The 15,969-nt window shown below is 65.9% G+C and carries 14 protein-coding genes; 6 read left to right on the top strand and 8 right to left on the bottom strand.

Annotated features, from left to right (window positions below; genetic code table 11):
- Window positions 1-311: 311 nt before the first annotated feature.
- Window positions 312-1,259 carry a heme o synthase gene (locus ARGLB_RS18865; RefSeq protein ID WP_003805583.1) on the bottom strand — a complete coding sequence of 316 codons (948 nt, stop codon included), beginning with the start codon at window positions 1,257-1,259 and terminating at the stop codon, window positions 312-314.
- 516 nt (window positions 1,260-1,775) lie between these two features.
- On the opposite strand from ARGLB_RS18865, the gene tkt reads away from it, so the two are divergent.
- From tkt to pgl, 6 genes are read left to right on the top strand one after another with little or no spacing between them, the layout of a single operon-like run.
- Entirely contained in the window at window positions 1,776-3,893 is a 2,118-nt protein-coding gene (gene tkt / locus ARGLB_RS18860) for a transketolase (protein ID WP_043419791.1), read from the top strand.
- Between the two features lie 31 nt (window positions 3,894-3,924).
- Window positions 3,925-5,043, top strand: a complete 1,119-nt coding sequence (tal, locus tag ARGLB_RS18855; RefSeq protein WP_003805578.1) for a transaldolase — start codon at window positions 3,925-3,927, stop codon at window positions 5,041-5,043.
- A 6-nt stretch (window positions 5,044-5,049) separates the two neighbouring features.
- Window positions 5,050-6,684, top strand: a complete 1,635-nt coding sequence (locus tag ARGLB_RS18850; RefSeq protein WP_003805577.1) for a phosphoglucose isomerase-related protein — start codon at window positions 5,050-5,052, stop codon at window positions 6,682-6,684.
- A 15-nt stretch (window positions 6,685-6,699) separates the two neighbouring features.
- Window positions 6,700-8,259 carry a glucose-6-phosphate dehydrogenase gene (zwf, locus tag ARGLB_RS18845; RefSeq protein ID WP_043419789.1) on the top strand — a complete coding sequence of 520 codons (1,560 nt, stop codon included), beginning with the start codon at window positions 6,700-6,702 and terminating at the stop codon, window positions 8,257-8,259.
- The gene (locus tag ARGLB_RS18840; protein WP_003805571.1) at window positions 8,256-9,197 is read left to right on the top strand and encodes a glucose-6-phosphate dehydrogenase assembly protein OpcA; all 942 of its coding nucleotides are present in this window, start codon (window positions 8,256-8,258) and stop codon (window positions 9,195-9,197) included. Before zwf ends, ARGLB_RS18840 begins: the two co-directional genes overlap by 4 nt.
- Entirely contained in the window at window positions 9,187-10,005 is an 819-nt protein-coding gene (gene pgl, locus ARGLB_RS18835) for a 6-phosphogluconolactonase (RefSeq protein ID WP_003805570.1), read from the top strand. Before ARGLB_RS18840 ends, pgl begins: the two co-directional genes overlap by 11 nt.
- On the opposite strand, the gene ARGLB_RS22920 is transcribed toward pgl, so the two are convergent.
- The 7 genes from ARGLB_RS22920 to whiA all read right to left on the bottom strand — a co-directional run bounded on the left by ARGLB_RS22920 (window position 9,976) and on the right by whiA (window position 15,967).
- On the bottom strand, window positions 9,976-10,353 hold the full coding sequence (locus ARGLB_RS22920) for an RNA polymerase-binding protein RbpA (protein WP_003805568.1): 378 nt from the start codon (window positions 10,351-10,353) through the stop codon (window positions 9,976-9,978). The genes pgl and ARGLB_RS22920 overlap by 30 nt on opposite strands.
- 150 nt (window positions 10,354-10,503) lie before the next feature.
- The gene (secG, locus tag ARGLB_RS18825; RefSeq protein WP_003805565.1) at window positions 10,504-10,761 is read right to left on the bottom strand and encodes a preprotein translocase subunit SecG; all 258 of its coding nucleotides are present in this window, start codon (window positions 10,759-10,761) and stop codon (window positions 10,504-10,506) included.
- Between the two features lie 47 nt (window positions 10,762-10,808).
- On the bottom strand, window positions 10,809-11,624 hold the full coding sequence (tpiA, locus tag ARGLB_RS18820) for a triose-phosphate isomerase (RefSeq protein WP_003805564.1): 816 nt from the start codon (window positions 11,622-11,624) through the stop codon (window positions 10,809-10,811).
- A gap of 96 nt (window positions 11,625-11,720) precedes the next feature.
- Window positions 11,721-12,947, bottom strand: coding sequence for a phosphoglycerate kinase (locus tag ARGLB_RS18815; RefSeq protein ID WP_003805563.1), 1,227 nt, complete (start codon window positions 12,945-12,947; stop codon window positions 11,721-11,723).
- Between the two features lie 10 nt (window positions 12,948-12,957).
- Window positions 12,958-13,968: a type I glyceraldehyde-3-phosphate dehydrogenase gene (gap, locus tag ARGLB_RS18810; protein WP_003805562.1), complete on the bottom strand. Its 1,011-nt coding sequence runs from the start codon at window positions 13,966-13,968 to the stop codon at window positions 12,958-12,960.
- Window positions 13,969-14,229: 261 nt separating this feature from the next.
- On the bottom strand, window positions 14,230-14,853 hold the full coding sequence (locus tag ARGLB_RS18805; protein WP_003805561.1) for a superoxide dismutase: 624 nt from the start codon (window positions 14,851-14,853) through the stop codon (window positions 14,230-14,232).
- 133 nt (window positions 14,854-14,986) lie between these two features.
- The gene (gene whiA, locus ARGLB_RS18800) at window positions 14,987-15,967 is read right to left on the bottom strand and encodes a DNA-binding protein WhiA (RefSeq protein WP_003805560.1); all 981 of its coding nucleotides are present in this window, start codon (window positions 15,965-15,967) and stop codon (window positions 14,987-14,989) included.
- Window positions 15,968-15,969: the final 2 nt, after the last annotated feature.

Below are 15,969 nucleotides of genomic sequence, written 5' to 3'. Positions count from 1 at the left end.
CGACGGCTGACCCTTCCGAGGCCGGGCCGCTTGCGGCAAGGAAAACGCCCCTTCATGAACTGAAGGGGCGTTTCTGCATTCGGAAAGACGTGAGGAAGCGTCCGGGGGAAACGTGCAGGATGTGAGGAAGCGTCCGGGGGAAACCTGCAGGATGTGAGGAAGCGTCCGGGGGAAACCTGCAGGATGTGAGGAAGCGTCCGGGGGAAACGTGCAGGATGTGAGGAAGCGTCCGGGGGAAACCTGCAGGATGTGAGGAAGCGTCCGGGGGAAACGTGCAGGATGTGAGGAAGCGTCCTGGGTGGCTGGTGGGGTTAGCCCATGATCGGCGAGCCGACGAACGGGTCGACGGCCAGTGCGATGAAGAGGAGCGTCAGGTAGCTGATGGAGCCGTGGAAGACCTTCATGGCGCCCTTGTCCGAGAGGTCCCCGCCCTGTGCCCGGTTGTAGAGGGCGTGGGACTCGTACAGGAACCAGGCGCCGGCCAGCACGGCAACGGCGGTGTAGACCCAGCCCGCGTTGCCGGCCGGGATCATGAGCAGCGAACAGGCCACCATTGCCCAGGCGTACAGGACCACCTGGACGGACACGACCTTTGCGCCGGCGATGGCACCAAGCATCGGCACGTTGGCGTTCCGGTAGTCCTCGCCGTAGCGCATGGACAGCGGCCAGTAGTGCGGCGGGGTCCAGAGGAAGATGACCATGAACAGCACGATGGCCGGCCACTCGACCGTGTTGGTCACAGCGGACCAGGCAATCAACACGGGGAAACAGCCCGCGGCACCGCCCCAGACGATGTTCTGTGCCGTGCGGCGCTTGAGGATCATCGTGTAGATGACGACGTAGAAGACGATGGCGCCGAGTCCGAGCCAGGCGGAGAGCGGGTTCGCGCCGAACCAGAGGATGGCGATGGCGGCGGCGCCCAGCAGCCAGGCAAAAATCAGGGCCTCGCGCGGAGTGACCTCGCCGGTGACCAGGGGGCGCTTCTCGGTGCGGTGCATCAGCTTGTCGATGTCGCGGTCGATGTAGCAGTTGAAGGCACCGGCGCTGCCGGCGGCGAACGCGCCGCCCACGAGGGTGGCCATGATGAGGCCGAGGGACGGGAAGCCGCGCTGCGCGTAAATCATGGTGGGCAGGGTGCTGACCAGCAGGAGTTCGATGACCCTGGGCTTGGTGAGTGCAAGGTACGCCTTGGCCTTGCGGGCTAGTCCGGCTCTTCCGTGGACCCGGGAAGAGGTCAGCGGCGTATCTGTTGTGCTCACGTGGCAGTCACTCTGTTTCTGTCTGGCTGTTTAACTGATCGGTCCGTCTGGACACGCGGTCCGGACCGATCCCTCAACGGCGGTGGCTGGGCTGTCATGTGCGCATTTGAGCCCGCCCTGTCCGCCGGTGGCCTCCCGATATCATACCGCGGTCCCGCGTGGATCGCTGGCATCGGTGTGTGACGGGAAATCACTGAAAATGATTCGTTCGTGCTTGCTTCAATCACATTAACGCAGCCTCACGGCACGTGAGATTCACAAAAGAGAAATTGCGTCCAACTAGTGAGATTTTGGCCGCTCGAAGTGTGGAATAGAGCTAAGCTGTCTGCAGATCAGCGCACACTGGAAGACGGGCAAGAAACCGCATTCCATACAGTCCGGCGACTGAATGAAGATCAACGTTTCAATGGTGAACGGCTGGTAGGCACAAATGCAGCGGGCACCAATTATGCCCTGCCGCTGTGTGTCATTACCGCTTGTCGTTAACACAGAGAGGGGCCCGGTTACGTGGCACATTTGAAAGAGCAAGAACTGACTTGGACCGACCTCGACCAGCGCGCCGTTGACACTGTGCGTGTCCTGGCCGCCGACGCCGTTGAGAAGGTGGGCAACGGCCACCCCGGCACGGCAATGAGCCTGGCTCCGGCCGCTTACCTGCTGTTCCAGAAGCTGATGCGGCACGACCCGAAGAACCCGGACTGGATCGGCCGTGACCGTTTCATCCTCTCCCCCGGCCACACGTCCCTGACGCTGTACATCCAGCTGTTCCTCTCCGGCTATGGCCTGGAACTGAAGGACCTCGAAGCGCTGCGCACCTGGGGCTCGCTGACCCCGGGCCACCCCGAATACAAGCACACCGCCGGCGTGGAAATCACCACCGGTCCGCTGGGCCAGGGCCTGGCCTCGTCCGTGGGCTTTGCCTACTCCCAGCGCCGCCAGCGCGGCCTGTTCGACGCCGATGCTCCCGCCGGCACCAGCCCGTTCGACCACACCATCTGGGTCATCGCTTCCGACGGCGACCTCCAGGAAGGCGTGACCTCCGAGGCTTCGTCCCTGGCCGGCCACCAGGAACTCGGCAACCTCGTGGTCATCTACGACGAGAACCACATCTCCATCGAGGACGACACCGACATCGCCTTCACCGAGGACGTCCTCAAGCGCTACGAAGCCTACGGCTGGCACACCCAGCGCGTGGACTGGACCAAGACCGGCGACTACAAGGAAGACGTCCAGGAGCTCTACTCCGCGCTGCTGGCTGCCAAGGCTGAGACCTCCAAGCCGTCCATCATCTCGCTGCGCACCATCATCGGCTACCCGGCCCCGAAGAAGCAGAACACCGGCAAGATCCACGGCTCGGCCCTGGGTTCGGAAGAAGTGGCAGCACTGAAGAACGTCCTCGGCTTCGACCCCGAGAAGTCCTTCGAGGTGGACGAGGACGTGCTGGCCCACGCCCGCGCCGTCGTCGACCGCGGCGCCCACGCCCGCAAGGAATGGGAAGAGTCCTTCTCCGCCTGGCAGTCCGCCAACCCGGAAGCCGCTGCCCTGCTGGAGCGCGTCGAGGCCCGCCAGCTCCCCGCAGAGCTCGACGGCGCACTGCCGGTCTTCCCGGCCGGCAAGGACGTCTCCACCCGCGCCGCGTCCGGCAAGGTCCTGAACGCCATCGGCCCGGTCATGCCGGAACTCTGGGGCGGCTCGGCAGACCTCGCGGAGTCCAACAACACCACGATCGAGGGCTCGCCGTCGTTCGTTCCCGCCGGCAAGCAGACCAACGCCTGGTCCGGCAACCCGTACGGCCGCGTGCTGCACTTCGGCATCCGCGAGCACGCCGCAGCCTCGATCGTGAACGGCATCAGCCTGCACGGCAAGACCCGCGCGTTCTCCGGCACGTTCCTGATCTTCAGCGACTACCAGCGTCCCGCCATCCGCCTCGGCGCCCTGATGGGTGTGCCGTCCCTGTATGTCTGGACGCACGACTCCATCGGCCTCGGCGAGGACGGCCCCACCCACCAGCCGGTTGAGCAGCTCGCCTCGCTGCGCGCCATCGTCGGCCTCGACGTCGTCCGTCCGGGCGACGCCAACGAGGTCGCGGCAGCCTGGAAGACCATGCTGGAGAACCACGAGAACCCGGCCGGCATCGTCCTGACCCGCCAGAACATCCCCACCTACGAGCGTGGCGAAGGCGCCGCCGAGGGTGACACCTTCGGTTCGACCGCAGGCGTCGCCAAGGGCGGCTACGTGCTGGCCGAGGCGTCCAAGGACGGCAAGACCGTGGACGCGCAGGTCATCCTGATCGCCACCGGCTCCGAGGTCCAGCTGGCCGTCCAGGCCCGCGAAGCCCTGCAGGCCGAAGGCATCGCCACCCGCGTCGTGTCCATGCCGTGCGTTGAGTGGTTCAACAAGCAGGACGCCGCCTACCGCGAGGCAGTCCTGCCCGCAGCGGTCAAGGCCCGCGTCTCTGTCGAGGCAGGTCTTGCCCTGGGCTGGAAGGAATTCGTCGGCGACGCCGGCCGCTCCGTCAGCCTCGAGCACTACGGCGCATCCGCCGACTACAAGCGCCTGTTCCAGGAGTTCGGCATCACCGCGGAAGCAGTTGCCGCCGCCGCCAAGGACTCCCTCGCCGGACTCCAGTCCTGACAGACTCCCCCACAGTTCAAGGAGATTAGAAATGACTAGCACTCCCACCCAGCAGCTTTCCGACGCCGGCGTATCCATCTGGCTCGACGACCTCTCCCGCGGCCGCCTCAAGACAGGCACGCTGCAGAAGCTGATCGAAGAGAAGAACGTCGTGGGTGTCACCACGAACCCCAGCATCTTCCACGCCGCCATCACCTCCGGCACGGACTACGACGCCACCATCGCGGCCCAGGCCGCTGCCGGCGCCTCCATCGAAGAGACCATCTTCGAGATCACGACGACGGACGTCGCCGACGCCTGCGACCTCTTCGCCCCGGTCGCCGCGGCAACCAAGGGTGTCGACGGCCGTGTCTCCATCGAGGTGGACCCCCGCCTCGCCTGGGACACCGCCGGCACCATCGCCGAAGCGAAGCACCTCTACAAGAAGGTCAACCGCGACAACGTCCACATCAAGATCCCGGCCACGCTTGAGGGCCTGGAAGCCATCACGGCAACCCTGGCCGAGGGCATCAGCGTCAACGTGACCCTGATCTTCTCCCTCGAGCGCTACCGCGCCGTCATCAACGCCTTCCAGAGCGGCCTGGAGCAGGCCAAGGACAACGGCCACGACCTCTCCAAGATCCACTCGGTCGCGTCGTTCTTCGTCTCCCGCGTGGACACCGAAATCGACAAGCGCCTGGACGCCATCGGCACCCAGGAAGCCAAGGCCCTCAAGGGCAAGGCCGGCGTTGCCAACGCCCGCCTCGCGTACCAGGTGTACGAGGAGCTCTTCTCCACCGAACGCTGGGCAGTCCTGGCCCAGGCCGGCGCCCTGCCGCAGCGCCCGCTGTGGGCTTCCACCGGCGTGAAGGACCCGGCCTACCCGGACACCCTCTACGTCACCGAACTCGTCGCCCCCGGCGTCGTGAACACGATGCCGGAGAAGACCCTGGACGCCACCTTCGACCACGGCGTGGTCACCGGCGACACCATCACCAACGGCTACGATGAAGCGAACGCCACCCTCAACGCCCTCGACGCCCTCGGTGTGTCCTACAACGAGGTCGTCGCCCTGCTGGAATCCGAAGGCCTGGACAAGTTTGTTGCCAGCTGGAAGGAACTGCTGGCCGATGTTGAAGGTGCCCTCGCCACTGCACGGAAGGCTTCCTAGTCCACAATGAGCACACTCAGCTACGACGCCACCGGTGCCGCCCGGAAGGCTCTTGAGCAGCACCTGCCCGCCCTCGTGGAAGACCGGGTTGCCACCCGCATCTTCGCCAAGGACCACACCCTGTGGGGTCCGGATGCGGAGTCCGAGTCGGCCATCCGCCTTGGCTGGGTCGAGGCGGCCACCGTCTCCCGGCCCCTGGTGGACGGCATTCTGGAACTCCGGGACGCCCTGAAGGCCGAGGGGGTGACCCGTATTGTCCTGTGCGGCATGGGCGGGTCGTCCCTTGCTCCGGAAGTCATCGCCGGCACCGCTGGCGTCGAGCTGACCGTGCTGGACAGCACCGACCCCGAACAGGTCGCTGCTGCCCTTGCGGACCGTCTGACGGAAACCGCCATCGTGGTCTCCTCCAAGTCCGGTTCCACTGTTGAGACTGATTCCCAGCGGAGGGTTTTCGAGAAGGCGTTCAGCGACGCCGGGATCGATGCCGCAAGCCGGATCATCATCGTCACCGATCCGGGTTCGCCGCTGGACAAGGCGTCCCGTGAGGCCGGGTACCGGGCCGTGTTCAACGCGGACCCGAACGTGGGCGGCCGCTTCTCCGCGCTGACCGCGTTCGGCCTTGTGCCGTCGGGCCTGGCCGGCGTGGACATCGCGGCCCTGCTGGACGAGGCGGAGGAAGCCGCCGAGATCCTGAACGAGGACGCACCCGAGAACATCGGGCTGGTCCTCGGTGCTGCCCTGGGCGGCACCAACCCGCTGCGCAACAAGGTCGTCATCGCGGAGGACGGCTCCGGGATCGTCGGATTTGCTGACTGGGCTGAGCAGCTCATCGCAGAATCCACGGGCAAGCTCGGCACCGGCATCCTGCCGGTGGTCGCGGGCCCGAACGCTCCGGAGGTTAGCTCCGGCGCTGAGGACGTCCTGGTGGTCCGTCTGGTCAGCACGGATGTTGACGTTGAACTCGGCGAGAACGAAGTTGCCATTGCCGGGGGCCTCGCCTCGCAGATGATGGTGTGGGAATTCGCCACCGCCGTGGCCGGGCGGCTGTTGGGCATCAACCCGTTTGACCAGCCCGACGTCGAAGCCGCCAAGATGGCTGCCCGCGGACTGCTGGACGCGCAGCCGGAACCGACGCCGGCTGCCTTCGTGGACGGCGCGATCGAGGTCCGCGGCGGTGAGTGGCTGGGCGACGCTGCCACGGCAGCGGATGCGGTTTCGGAGCTGCTGGCCCAGCTCGGCGGCGACGGCTACCTGAGCGTCCAGGCATACTTCGACCGCCTGGCCTACGCACAGCTCGAGGGTGTCCGGGACGAGCTCGCCGCCGTGAGCGGCCGTCCGGTCACCTTCGGCTGGGGACCGCGGTTCCTGCACTCCACCGGCCAGTTCCACAAGGGCGGTCCCGCCATCGGTGTCTTCCTGCAGGTCACGGCGGCGTCCGCGCAGGACCTCACCATTCCCGAGCGTCCGTTCACCTTCGGCGAGCTGATCGCGGCCCAGGCCGCCGGTGACGCCCAGGTCCTGGGCGAGCACGGCCGGCCCGTCCTGCGCCTGCACCTGACCGACCGGGCAGCGGGCGTTGCCCAGCTGCAGGAGATCGTTTCGTCGCTGGCCAGCAAGGCAGCATCCGCCACTGAGAGCTAAGGCACCGAATAAACCATGCCAGATACTTTGAACGGCAAAAGGCCAGCCAGCCGGTCCGGGAACCCCTTGCGGGATCCGCGGGACCGGCGGCTGAACCGGATTGCCGGACCGTCCTCGCTTGTGCTCTTCGGCGTCACGGGGGACCTTGCCCGTAAAAAGCTCATGCCCGCCGTGTATGACCTCGCCAACCGCGGCCTGCTGCCGCCCAGCTTCGCGCTGGTCGGTTTCGGCCGGCGGGACTGGGACAACGAGGACTTCGCCTCCGAGGTGAAGGACGCCGTGAAGTCCTACGCACGGACCCCGTTCGATGAGGCGGTCTGGAACCAGCTCTCCGAGGGCATCCGGTTCGTGCAGGGCGCGTTCGACGACGACGCCGCCTTTGAGCGGCTCGGCGAGACGATCAAGGAACTCGACGAGAACCGCGGCACCCGCGGCAACCACGCGTTCTACCTCTCGATCCCGCCGAAGGCCTTCGAGCAGGTCTGCCGGCAGCTGTCCAAGCACGGCCTGGCGCAGGCCGAGGGCGAGAAGTGGCGGCGGGTGGTGATCGAGAAGCCGTTCGGACACGACCTCGAATCGGCCCGGCAGCTGAACGACATCGTCGAATCGGTGTTCCCGCAGGACGCGGTGTTCCGGATCGACCACTACCTGGGCAAGGAGACGGTCCAGAACATCCTGGCGCTGCGCTTCGCGAACCAGCTCTTCGAACCGCTCTGGAACGCGAACTACGTGGACCACGTGCAGATCACCATGGCCGAGGACATCGGCACCGGTGGCCGGGCAGGGTATTACGACGGCGTGGGCGCGGCCCGCGACGTGATCCAGAACCACCTTCTCCAGCTGCTCGCCCTCACCGCGATGGAGGAGCCCATCTCCTTCAACGCCGATGACCTGCGCGCGGAGAAGGAAAAGGTCCTGGCCGCGGTGAGGCTACCGGAGGACCTGTCCACGCATTCGGCCCGCGGGCAGTTCGCCGGCGGCTGGCAGGGCGGGGAGCAGGTCCAGGGGTATCTGGAAGAAGAGGGCATCCCGGCCGACTCGACCACCGAAACCTATGCCGCGATCCGGGTGGACATCAACACCCGGCGCTGGAACGGGGTGCCGTTCTACCTGCGCGCCGGCAAACGGCTCGGCCGCCGCGTGACGGAGATCGCGGTGGTGTTCAAGCGGGCACCGAACCTGCTCTTCCGTGACCACGGCGACGACGATTTCGGCCAGAACGCGGTAGTCATCCGCGTCCAGCCCGACGAGGGCGCCACGATCCGGTTCGGGTCCAAGGTCCCCGGCACCCAGATGGAAGTCCGGGACGTGACCATGGACTTCGGCTACGGGCACTCGTTCACCGAGTCCAGCCCCGAAGCCTACGAGCGGCTGATCCTGGACGTGCTCCTCGGCGAGCCGCCGCTGTTCCCCCGGCACGAGGAAGTGGAGCTGTCCTGGAAGATCCTGGACCCCTTCGAAGAGTACTGGGCCGGCCTGGGCGAACAGCCCGAGCCGTACGCACCCGGCAGCTGGGGCCCGGCCTCGGCGGATGAGCTGCTAGCCCGCGACGGACGCACCTGGAGAAGGCCATGATCGTAGACCTGCCGAACACCACCACCTCGAACGTTTCCAAGAAGATCCAGTCCCTGCGCGAGCAGGGCGGCGTGATCGCCCTAGGCCGGGTCCTAACCCTCGTGGTGGTCACCAAATCCGGGCTCGAGGAAGAAGCGATCGAGGCGGCCAACGAGGCCAGCCGCGAACACCCCTGCCGGATCATCGTCCTCGCCGACGCCGGCTCCTCCGCGCCGAACCGCCTCGACGCGCAGATCCGGGTCGGCGGGGACGCCGGCGCGTCCGAGGTCATCGTGCTGCGCGGCTTCGGTGAACTCGCCGAGGAAAGCGAGTCCCTCGTCGCCGCGCTGCTGCTGCCCGACGCCCCGATCGTGGCCTGGTGGCCGCACGGGGCACCGAAGAACGCGTCCGAAACCTCGATCGGCCGGATCGCGCACCGCAGGATCACGGATTCGGCGAATGAGGCCGAACCCCAGGTGGCCCTGGAAAACATCCGGAACACCTACAAGGCCGGCGATACCGACCTGGCTTGGACCCGGCTGACGAACTGGCGCATCCAGCTCGCCGCGGTCCTGGACCAGGCCGACTCCTCGCCCGTCACTGCCGTGGCGGTCGAGGGCGCCTCGGACTCGCCCAGCACCATCCTGCTCGCGGCCTGGCTGACCCTGTCCTTGGACGCCCCGGTCACGATCGTCGCCGACCCGGCCGGCACCGGCATCCGCCGGGTCCGGCTCACCCGCCCTGGCGGGGACGTCCAGCTCTTCCGCCCCGGACTCTCCGTCGCCGAACTCACCCAGCCAGGCCAGCCCGCACAACGGATCTCGCTGCCGCGGCGCAGCCTCCGCGACTGCCTCGCCGAAGAACTGCGCCGCCTCGACCCCGACGAAGTCTTCGGCGAAGTGATTACTATTGGACTGCCCCGTACCAATCTAAGGAGTGTCCGTCCCAGTGAGCGCTGAGCCCAGAGTAAGCATCCATCCTGACTCTTCTGTACTCATGGCCGCCATCGCGGCCCGCCTGATCACCAAGCTCGTGGATGTGCAGGACCGGTTCGGCGAAGCGACGGTGGTGCTTACCGGAGGCACGGTGGGCATCGGAACGCTGAAGGCCGTGGCGGATTCGCCGGCTGCGCCGGCGGTGGACTGGGCCAAGGTGAACTTCTGGTGGGGTGACGAACGCTTTGTCGGCTCCCAGGACCCGGACCGCAATGCGTTCCAGGCCCAGGAGGCGCTTCTGAAGCACATCGATGTTGATCCCGCGAGGGTTCACGTGCCGGGGTCTACCGATGACTTTGGATCACCGGAACAGGCCGCTGAGGACTACGCGCGCCGGCTCAGCGAGGCGGCAGCTGCCGAGCACGCCGCGGATGCCTCGGACGACCGTCCCGAGGAGCCGGGCAGGCTTCCCCGGTTCGACGTCGTCCTGCTCGGTGTGGGGCCTGACGCGCACGTCGCGTCCCTGTTCCCGGAGCAGGCCGGCATCCGCGAGAAGCAGCTTACTGTGGTGGGGGTCCGCAACTCCCCCAAGCCGCCGCCAGAGCGCATTTCCTTGACCCTGCCGGCGATCAACACCGCCGCGGAGGTGTGGATGGTGGTCGCCGGCGAAGACAAGGCCGGTGCAGTGGGCCTGGCCCTGGCCGGGGCCAATCCGGTGCAGGTGCCCGCGTCCGGTCCCGCAGGACGGTCCCGGACGCTGTGGCTGATCGACGAAAACGCGGCCTCGCGCGTTCCTGAACAGCTAGTCAGGAAGGCGCCGGCCGGCTCTTAGCCGCTGCAGCGCTCCAGCCAGAACGTCTTCGGCGTCCTGGCTGGAGCGTCTTTCTTTAACGTATTCCAGGTGGGTCTTGAAGCCCTCTTCCTGGGTTTCGCCGGGCACCACGGCGCCGGGATTGCGCGACGCCGGCCGGCCGCACTGGCGGCAGTCCCACACGTCCGGAATCTGGTCGTCCGGCAACTTAAGAAAAACAGGCCGCGTCTCATGGCCCATGGCGCACCAATAGGACACACAAATACGCGGCAGGGGCTCCCCGAGAGGATCATCCCCCTGGTTCTTCAATCCGGCCCCTTGAATGACACCCACGCGGGTGCCGCGGAATCCTGAAGAGGAATGCACCATGGGAACTCCCTCGCTGCTAATGGCGGCGTTGCCGTTAGGTCCGATAGCGACAGTTTAGTCTGCCGTTCGCCCTGGCGGCACGAAAAGCCCGGCCCAATCAGCAACGGATCCTGACTGGGCCGGGCTTTTCTGCTGGTGGCTGAGACAGCGTTAGGAGTCAGCCACACCTGTGAAGCGCATGAGGAGGCCAAGGGCGATGATCACAACGCCCCAGGTGACGCCGAGGATAATGGTGAACCTGTTCAGGTTGCGCTCAGCAACACCGGAGGAGGACAATCCCGAGCTCATTCCGCCGCCGAACATGTCCGACAGGCCACCGCCGCGTCCCTTGTGGAGCAGGATGAGCAGGGTCAGCAGAAGGCTGGTAATGCCCAGCAGGATCTGCAGAATCACATGAAGAACGTCCACGACGGCCTTTCCAAAGTTGGTGGATGCGGGAGCGCCAGGTAAACGGACTAGCCCGTTACGAGGTGGCTCTCGAACCTGACAATATTAGCAAACTCAGCGGGATCAAGGCTGGCACCGCCCACCAGCACACCATCGACGTCGCGTTCTTTGAGGATGGCGGCAGCGTTGCTGGCCTTGACCGAACCGCCGTACAGCAGACGGACCTTGGCTGCCACGTCGGCGTCGAACAGTTCGGTCAGTTCGGCACGGATCGCGGCGCACATTTCCTGGGCGTCCTCCGGGCCCGCAACCTCACCGGTGCCGATGGCCCAGACGGGCTCATAGGCGACGACGAGCTCGGCCGCCTGCTCGGCGGTGAGGCCTTCGACGTCGGCGCGGAGCTGGTCCAGCGTGTGCTGGACGTGGGTGCCGGCCTGGCGGATCTCAAGGCCTTCCCCGACGCACAGGACGGGGATGACGTTGTGTCGGTAGGCCGCCTTGACCTTGGCATTCAGGACTTCGTCCGACTCAGCGTGAATGGTGCGGCGTTCGCTGTGGCCGACGAGGACATACTTGCAGCCAAGCTTGTTCAGGAACTGTCCCGAAATGTCGCCGGTATAGGCACCTGAGTCGAATTGGGACAGGTCCTGGCCGCCGTAGGCGATATCCAGTTCGTCGCCCTGGACGAGGGTCTGCACACCGCGGAGGTCGGTGAAGGGCGGGAAGACAGCGGCTTCCACGCGGCTGTAGTCGTGCTTGGCGTCGGACAGTGTCCAGGCCAGCTTCTGCAGGAGGGTGATGCCCTGGACGTGGTCCATGTTCATCTTCCAGTTGCCTGCGATCAAAGGCGTGCGGTCAAAGTTGCCGTTGGTTGACGTAGTCACGTGTTCTCCAAAAATGCCGGTCAAGTGTGCTGATCATGTGAACAGCCGGCAGGGCGCCTTCGCGGTGCGGAAGGTGCCCTGCCGGCTGGTGTGTCTTTAGCGGTCCAGAACGCTCAGGCCGGGAAGTTCCTTGCCCTCAAGGTATTCCAGGCTGGCGCCGCCGCCGGTGGAAATGTGTCCGAACTGGTCATCGGCGAACCCGAGGGTGCGCACTGCAGCCGCGGAGTCGCCGCCGCCGACCACCGTGAACGCGTCCGTCTCCGTCAGCGCCTGGGCGATGGCCCGGGTGCCTGCGGAGAAAGCCTCGAACTCGAAGACGCCCATGGGTCCGTTCCAGAACACCGTCCTGGCACCCTTGATCTGCTCGGCAAACGCCGCGGCGGACTCGGGTCCGATGTCCAGGCCGATGCCCTGTGCCCCGAAGCTGCTGCCTTCAATGGCGTCGGCGCTGACCGTCTCGTGGTCGGCGTCGGCTGCGAACTTGGCTGCAACCACGACGTCGGTGGGGATCACGAAATCCGTGCCGGCGTCGGCAGCGCGCTTGAGGTAGTCCTGGACGACCGGGATCTGGTCCTCTTCCAGCAGGCTGCCGGCCACCTTGTGGCCCTCAGCCGCAAGGAACGTGAACAGCATTCCGCCGCCCACCAGGATGGTGTCAGCCTTGCCGAGCAGGTTGTCGATGACTGCGAGCTTGTCCGAAACCTTCGAGCCGCCCAGCACCACAACGTAGGGACGCTGGGTGTCGGCGGTGAGCTTGCGAAGGACTTCCACCTCGGTACCCACAAGGTCGCCGAGGTACGACGGGAGCCGGGTGGCGACGTCGTAAACGCTGGCGTGCTTGCGGTGCACAGCGCCGAAGGCGTCGTTCACGAAAGCGCCGTTTTCACCGGTGAGTCCCACCAGCTCGTCGGCGAATGCGCCGCGCTCGGCTTCGTCCTTGCTGGTCTCGCGTGCGTCGAACCGCACGTTTTCGAGGACCAGGACCTGGCCGTCCTGCAGCGCAGCCGCCTTCTCCTTGGCCGAGGGGCCCACCGTGTCGTCCGCGAGGGAGACCGGGAAGGAAGCCAGCTCGGCCAGGCGGGCAACCGCAGGCTTGAGCGAGTACTTGTCTTCAGGGGCGCCCTTGGGGCGGCCGAGGTGGGCTGTTACCAGCACGCGGGCACCGGCGTCCGTGAGCTTTCCCAGTACTGGCAGTGAGGCCCGGATGCGGCCGTCGTCAGTCACTGTAGAGCCGTCGAGCGGCACATTCAGGTCACTTCGAACCAGAATGTACCGCCCGCGGACACCTTCAGCGATCAGTTCGTTGAGGGTGTGAGATGTCATGTAGCTAACCCTAGCCCAGCTTTGCGGCGACGAGCTCCGTGAGGTCCACCAGGCGGTTCGAGTAGCCCCATTCGTTGTCATACCACGAAACAACCTTGACCTGGTTGCCGATGACCTTGGTCAAACCGGAGTCAAAGATGGACGAGGCGGGGTCGCCGACGATGTCCGAGGAGACGATCGGAGCGTCGGTGTAGGTCAGGATGCCCTGCCATTCGTCGGACTCTGCGGCCTTCTTGAGGGTGGCGTTGACTTCCTCGACGGTGGTCTCGCGGGAGACCGTGACGGTGAGGTCGGTGGCGGAGCCGGTGGGGACCGGAACGCGGATGGCGTAGCCGTCCAGCTTGCCCTTGAGCTCCGGCAGGACCAGGCCGATGGCCTTGGCGGCACCGGTGGAGGTGGGGACCATGTTGATGGCGGCGGCGCGGGCACGGCGGAGGTCGTTGTGCGGGCCGTCCTGCAGGTTCTGGTCTGCGGTGTAGGCGTGGACGGTGGTCATCAGGCCACGCTCGATGCCGAAGGCGTCGTTAACAACCTTGGCCAGCGGTCCGAGGCAGTTGGTGGTGCAGGAAGCGTTGGAGATGATGTGGTGGTTCTCGGGGTCGTACAGGCCGTCATTGACGCCCATCACGATGGTGATGTCCTCGTCGGAGGCGGGGGCGGAGATCAGGACCTTCTTGGCGCCGGCTTCGATGTGCTTCTTGGCGGCAGCTGCCTTGGTGAAGAAACCGGTGGACTCGATGACGATGTCAACGCCCAGGTCCTTCCAAGGGAGGTTGGCGGGGTCGCGTTCGGCCAGGACCTTGATGGCGTTGCCGTTGACGACGAGGTTGCCTTCCTTGACCTCGATGGTTTCGGCCAGGCGCCCGCCGACGGAGTCGTACTTGAGCAGGTGGGCCAGCGCCTCGGGGCTGGTGAGGTCGTTGACGGCAACGATCTCGAGGTCCGCACCCTGAGCAAGTGCTGCGCGGAAGTAGTTGCGGCCGATGCGGCCGAAGCCGTTGATACCAATACGGGTGGTCACTTTTAGTCTCCTTTGTGCCTTGGAAGCACAACTAGTAAGCGGGCGTTCAAGCCAACTAACAGATCCCGCACGCCATTGGGCAGAGATATTTTTCAGATCGGAGGGCGACCAGCCTCATTGCTGAAGGCTAACCGCCTTCCGTGATCCATCTTACGTTTAAGTGGGTCTGCCCCCGCAAGTGCGGGGGCAGACCGTCCACAATTCGGCCCTAAAGTCGCCGAATGTGAAGTTTGTTACTGCTTTGTGTACGCCGGATCACACCTAGAGGGTGATGAGACCCGTCGCGTTGGCGCGGGCCGCGGCGAAGCGGGCGGACACGTCAGCCCAGTTGACGATGTTCCAGAACGCCTTGACGTAGTCGGCCTTGACGTTGACGTAGTCCAGGTAGAAGGCGTGCTCCCACATGTCCAGCATCAGCAGCGGGGTGGTGCCCAGCGCGACGTTGCCCTGCTGGTCGTAGAGCTGCTCGATGACGAGGTTCCCACCGATGGGCTCGTAAGCCAGGAAACCCCAGCCAGAACCCTGCAGGCCGAGGGCGGCGGCGGAGAACTGCGCGCGGAAGGCATCGAACGAGCCGAAGGCGTCGTCGATGGCCGCGGCGAGCTCACCTTCGGGCTTGTCGCCTCCATCCGGGGAGAGGTTGTTCCAGAACACGGAGTGGTTGATGTGGCCGCCGGTGTGGAAGGCCAGGTCCTTGGAAAGACGGTTGATGTTGGCGAAGTCGCCCTTTTCGCGCGCCTCTGCCAGCTGGGCCAGCGCGTTGTTGGCGCCCGTCACGTACGCGGCGTGGTGCTTGCTGTGGTGCAGCTCCATGATCCGTGCAGAGATGTGGGGCTCGAGCGCTGCGTAGTCGTAGCTGAGTTCGGGCAGAACGTACTCGGTCACAAAATCCTCCAATGTCGTGGACAGTTTGTCCGGTTTTGCTAACTCTGGGATTGTGCATCCCGGATGACGGGTCATCCGGAAAACTCCGATGGCGGCAACAGCCGCCACCTGGTCTTGATTCTATGGGCGCCGTTTACTCGTCCAACATTTCCGGCGTCACATTGGCATCCGTGCCCGGGATGCCAAGATCCGAGGCACGTTTGTCCGCCATTGCCAGCAACCGGCGGATGCGCCCGGCGATGGCGTCCTTTGTCATGGGCGGATCGGCAAGCCGGCCAAGTTCGTCGAGGCTGGCCTGCTTGTGGGCCACCCGGAGTTCGCCGGCGTACTTGAGGTGGTCCGGGACGTCGTCGCCGAGGATCTCCAGGGCCCGGTCCACCCGGGCGCCGGCTGCCACGGCGGCCTGCGCGGAGCGGCGGAGGTTGGCGTCGTCAAAGTTGGCGAGCCGGTTCGCCGTCGCCCGCACTTCCTTGCGCATGCGCCGCTCTTCCCAGACCATGAGCGCGTCATGGGCGCCCATCCGGGTGAGCAGCGCGGCGATGGTGTCGCCGTCGCGAATTACCACGCGGTCCACTCCCCTGACCTCCCGGGCCTTGGCCTGGATCCCCAGCCGGCGCGCCGCGCCGACCAGGGCCAGGGCGGATTCGGGACCGGGGCAGGTGACCTCCATGGACGAGGACCGGCCAGGTTCGGTGAGTGAGCCGTGCGCCAGGAAGGCGCCGCGCCACACCGCCTCGGCGTCCGCGGCTGAACCGTTGACGACGACGGACGGCAGCCCGCGCACGGGGCGTCCCCGGCCGTCCAGGAGCCCGGTCTGCCGGGCCAGCGCCTCACCGTCGCGGACAACGCGGACGACGTAACGGCTGCCGCGGCGCAGGCCGCTGCCGGAGACGACGATGATTTCGCTCTGGTGCCCGTAGACCTCCGCGATGGCGGCGCGCAAGCGCCGGGCGGTGGAGGCAAGATCCACCTCGGCCTCGATGACAATGCGGCCCGAAATGATGTGCAGTCCCCCGGCGAAGCGGAGCATGGCCGAGACCTCAGCCTTGCGGACTGATGATTTCTTAATATCCAGGCGGGAGAGTTCTTCCTTGACTGATGCTGTCAGTGCCATGG

Origin of the sequence: Arthrobacter globiformis NBRC 12137, assembly GCF_000238915.1 — a bacterium.
GTDB classification, from domain to species: Bacteria; Actinomycetota; Actinomycetes; order Actinomycetales; family Micrococcaceae; genus Arthrobacter; species Arthrobacter globiformis.
The sequence above is the reverse complement of the archived record's forward strand: the minus strand, read 5'-3'. Positions and strand labels throughout refer to the sequence as shown.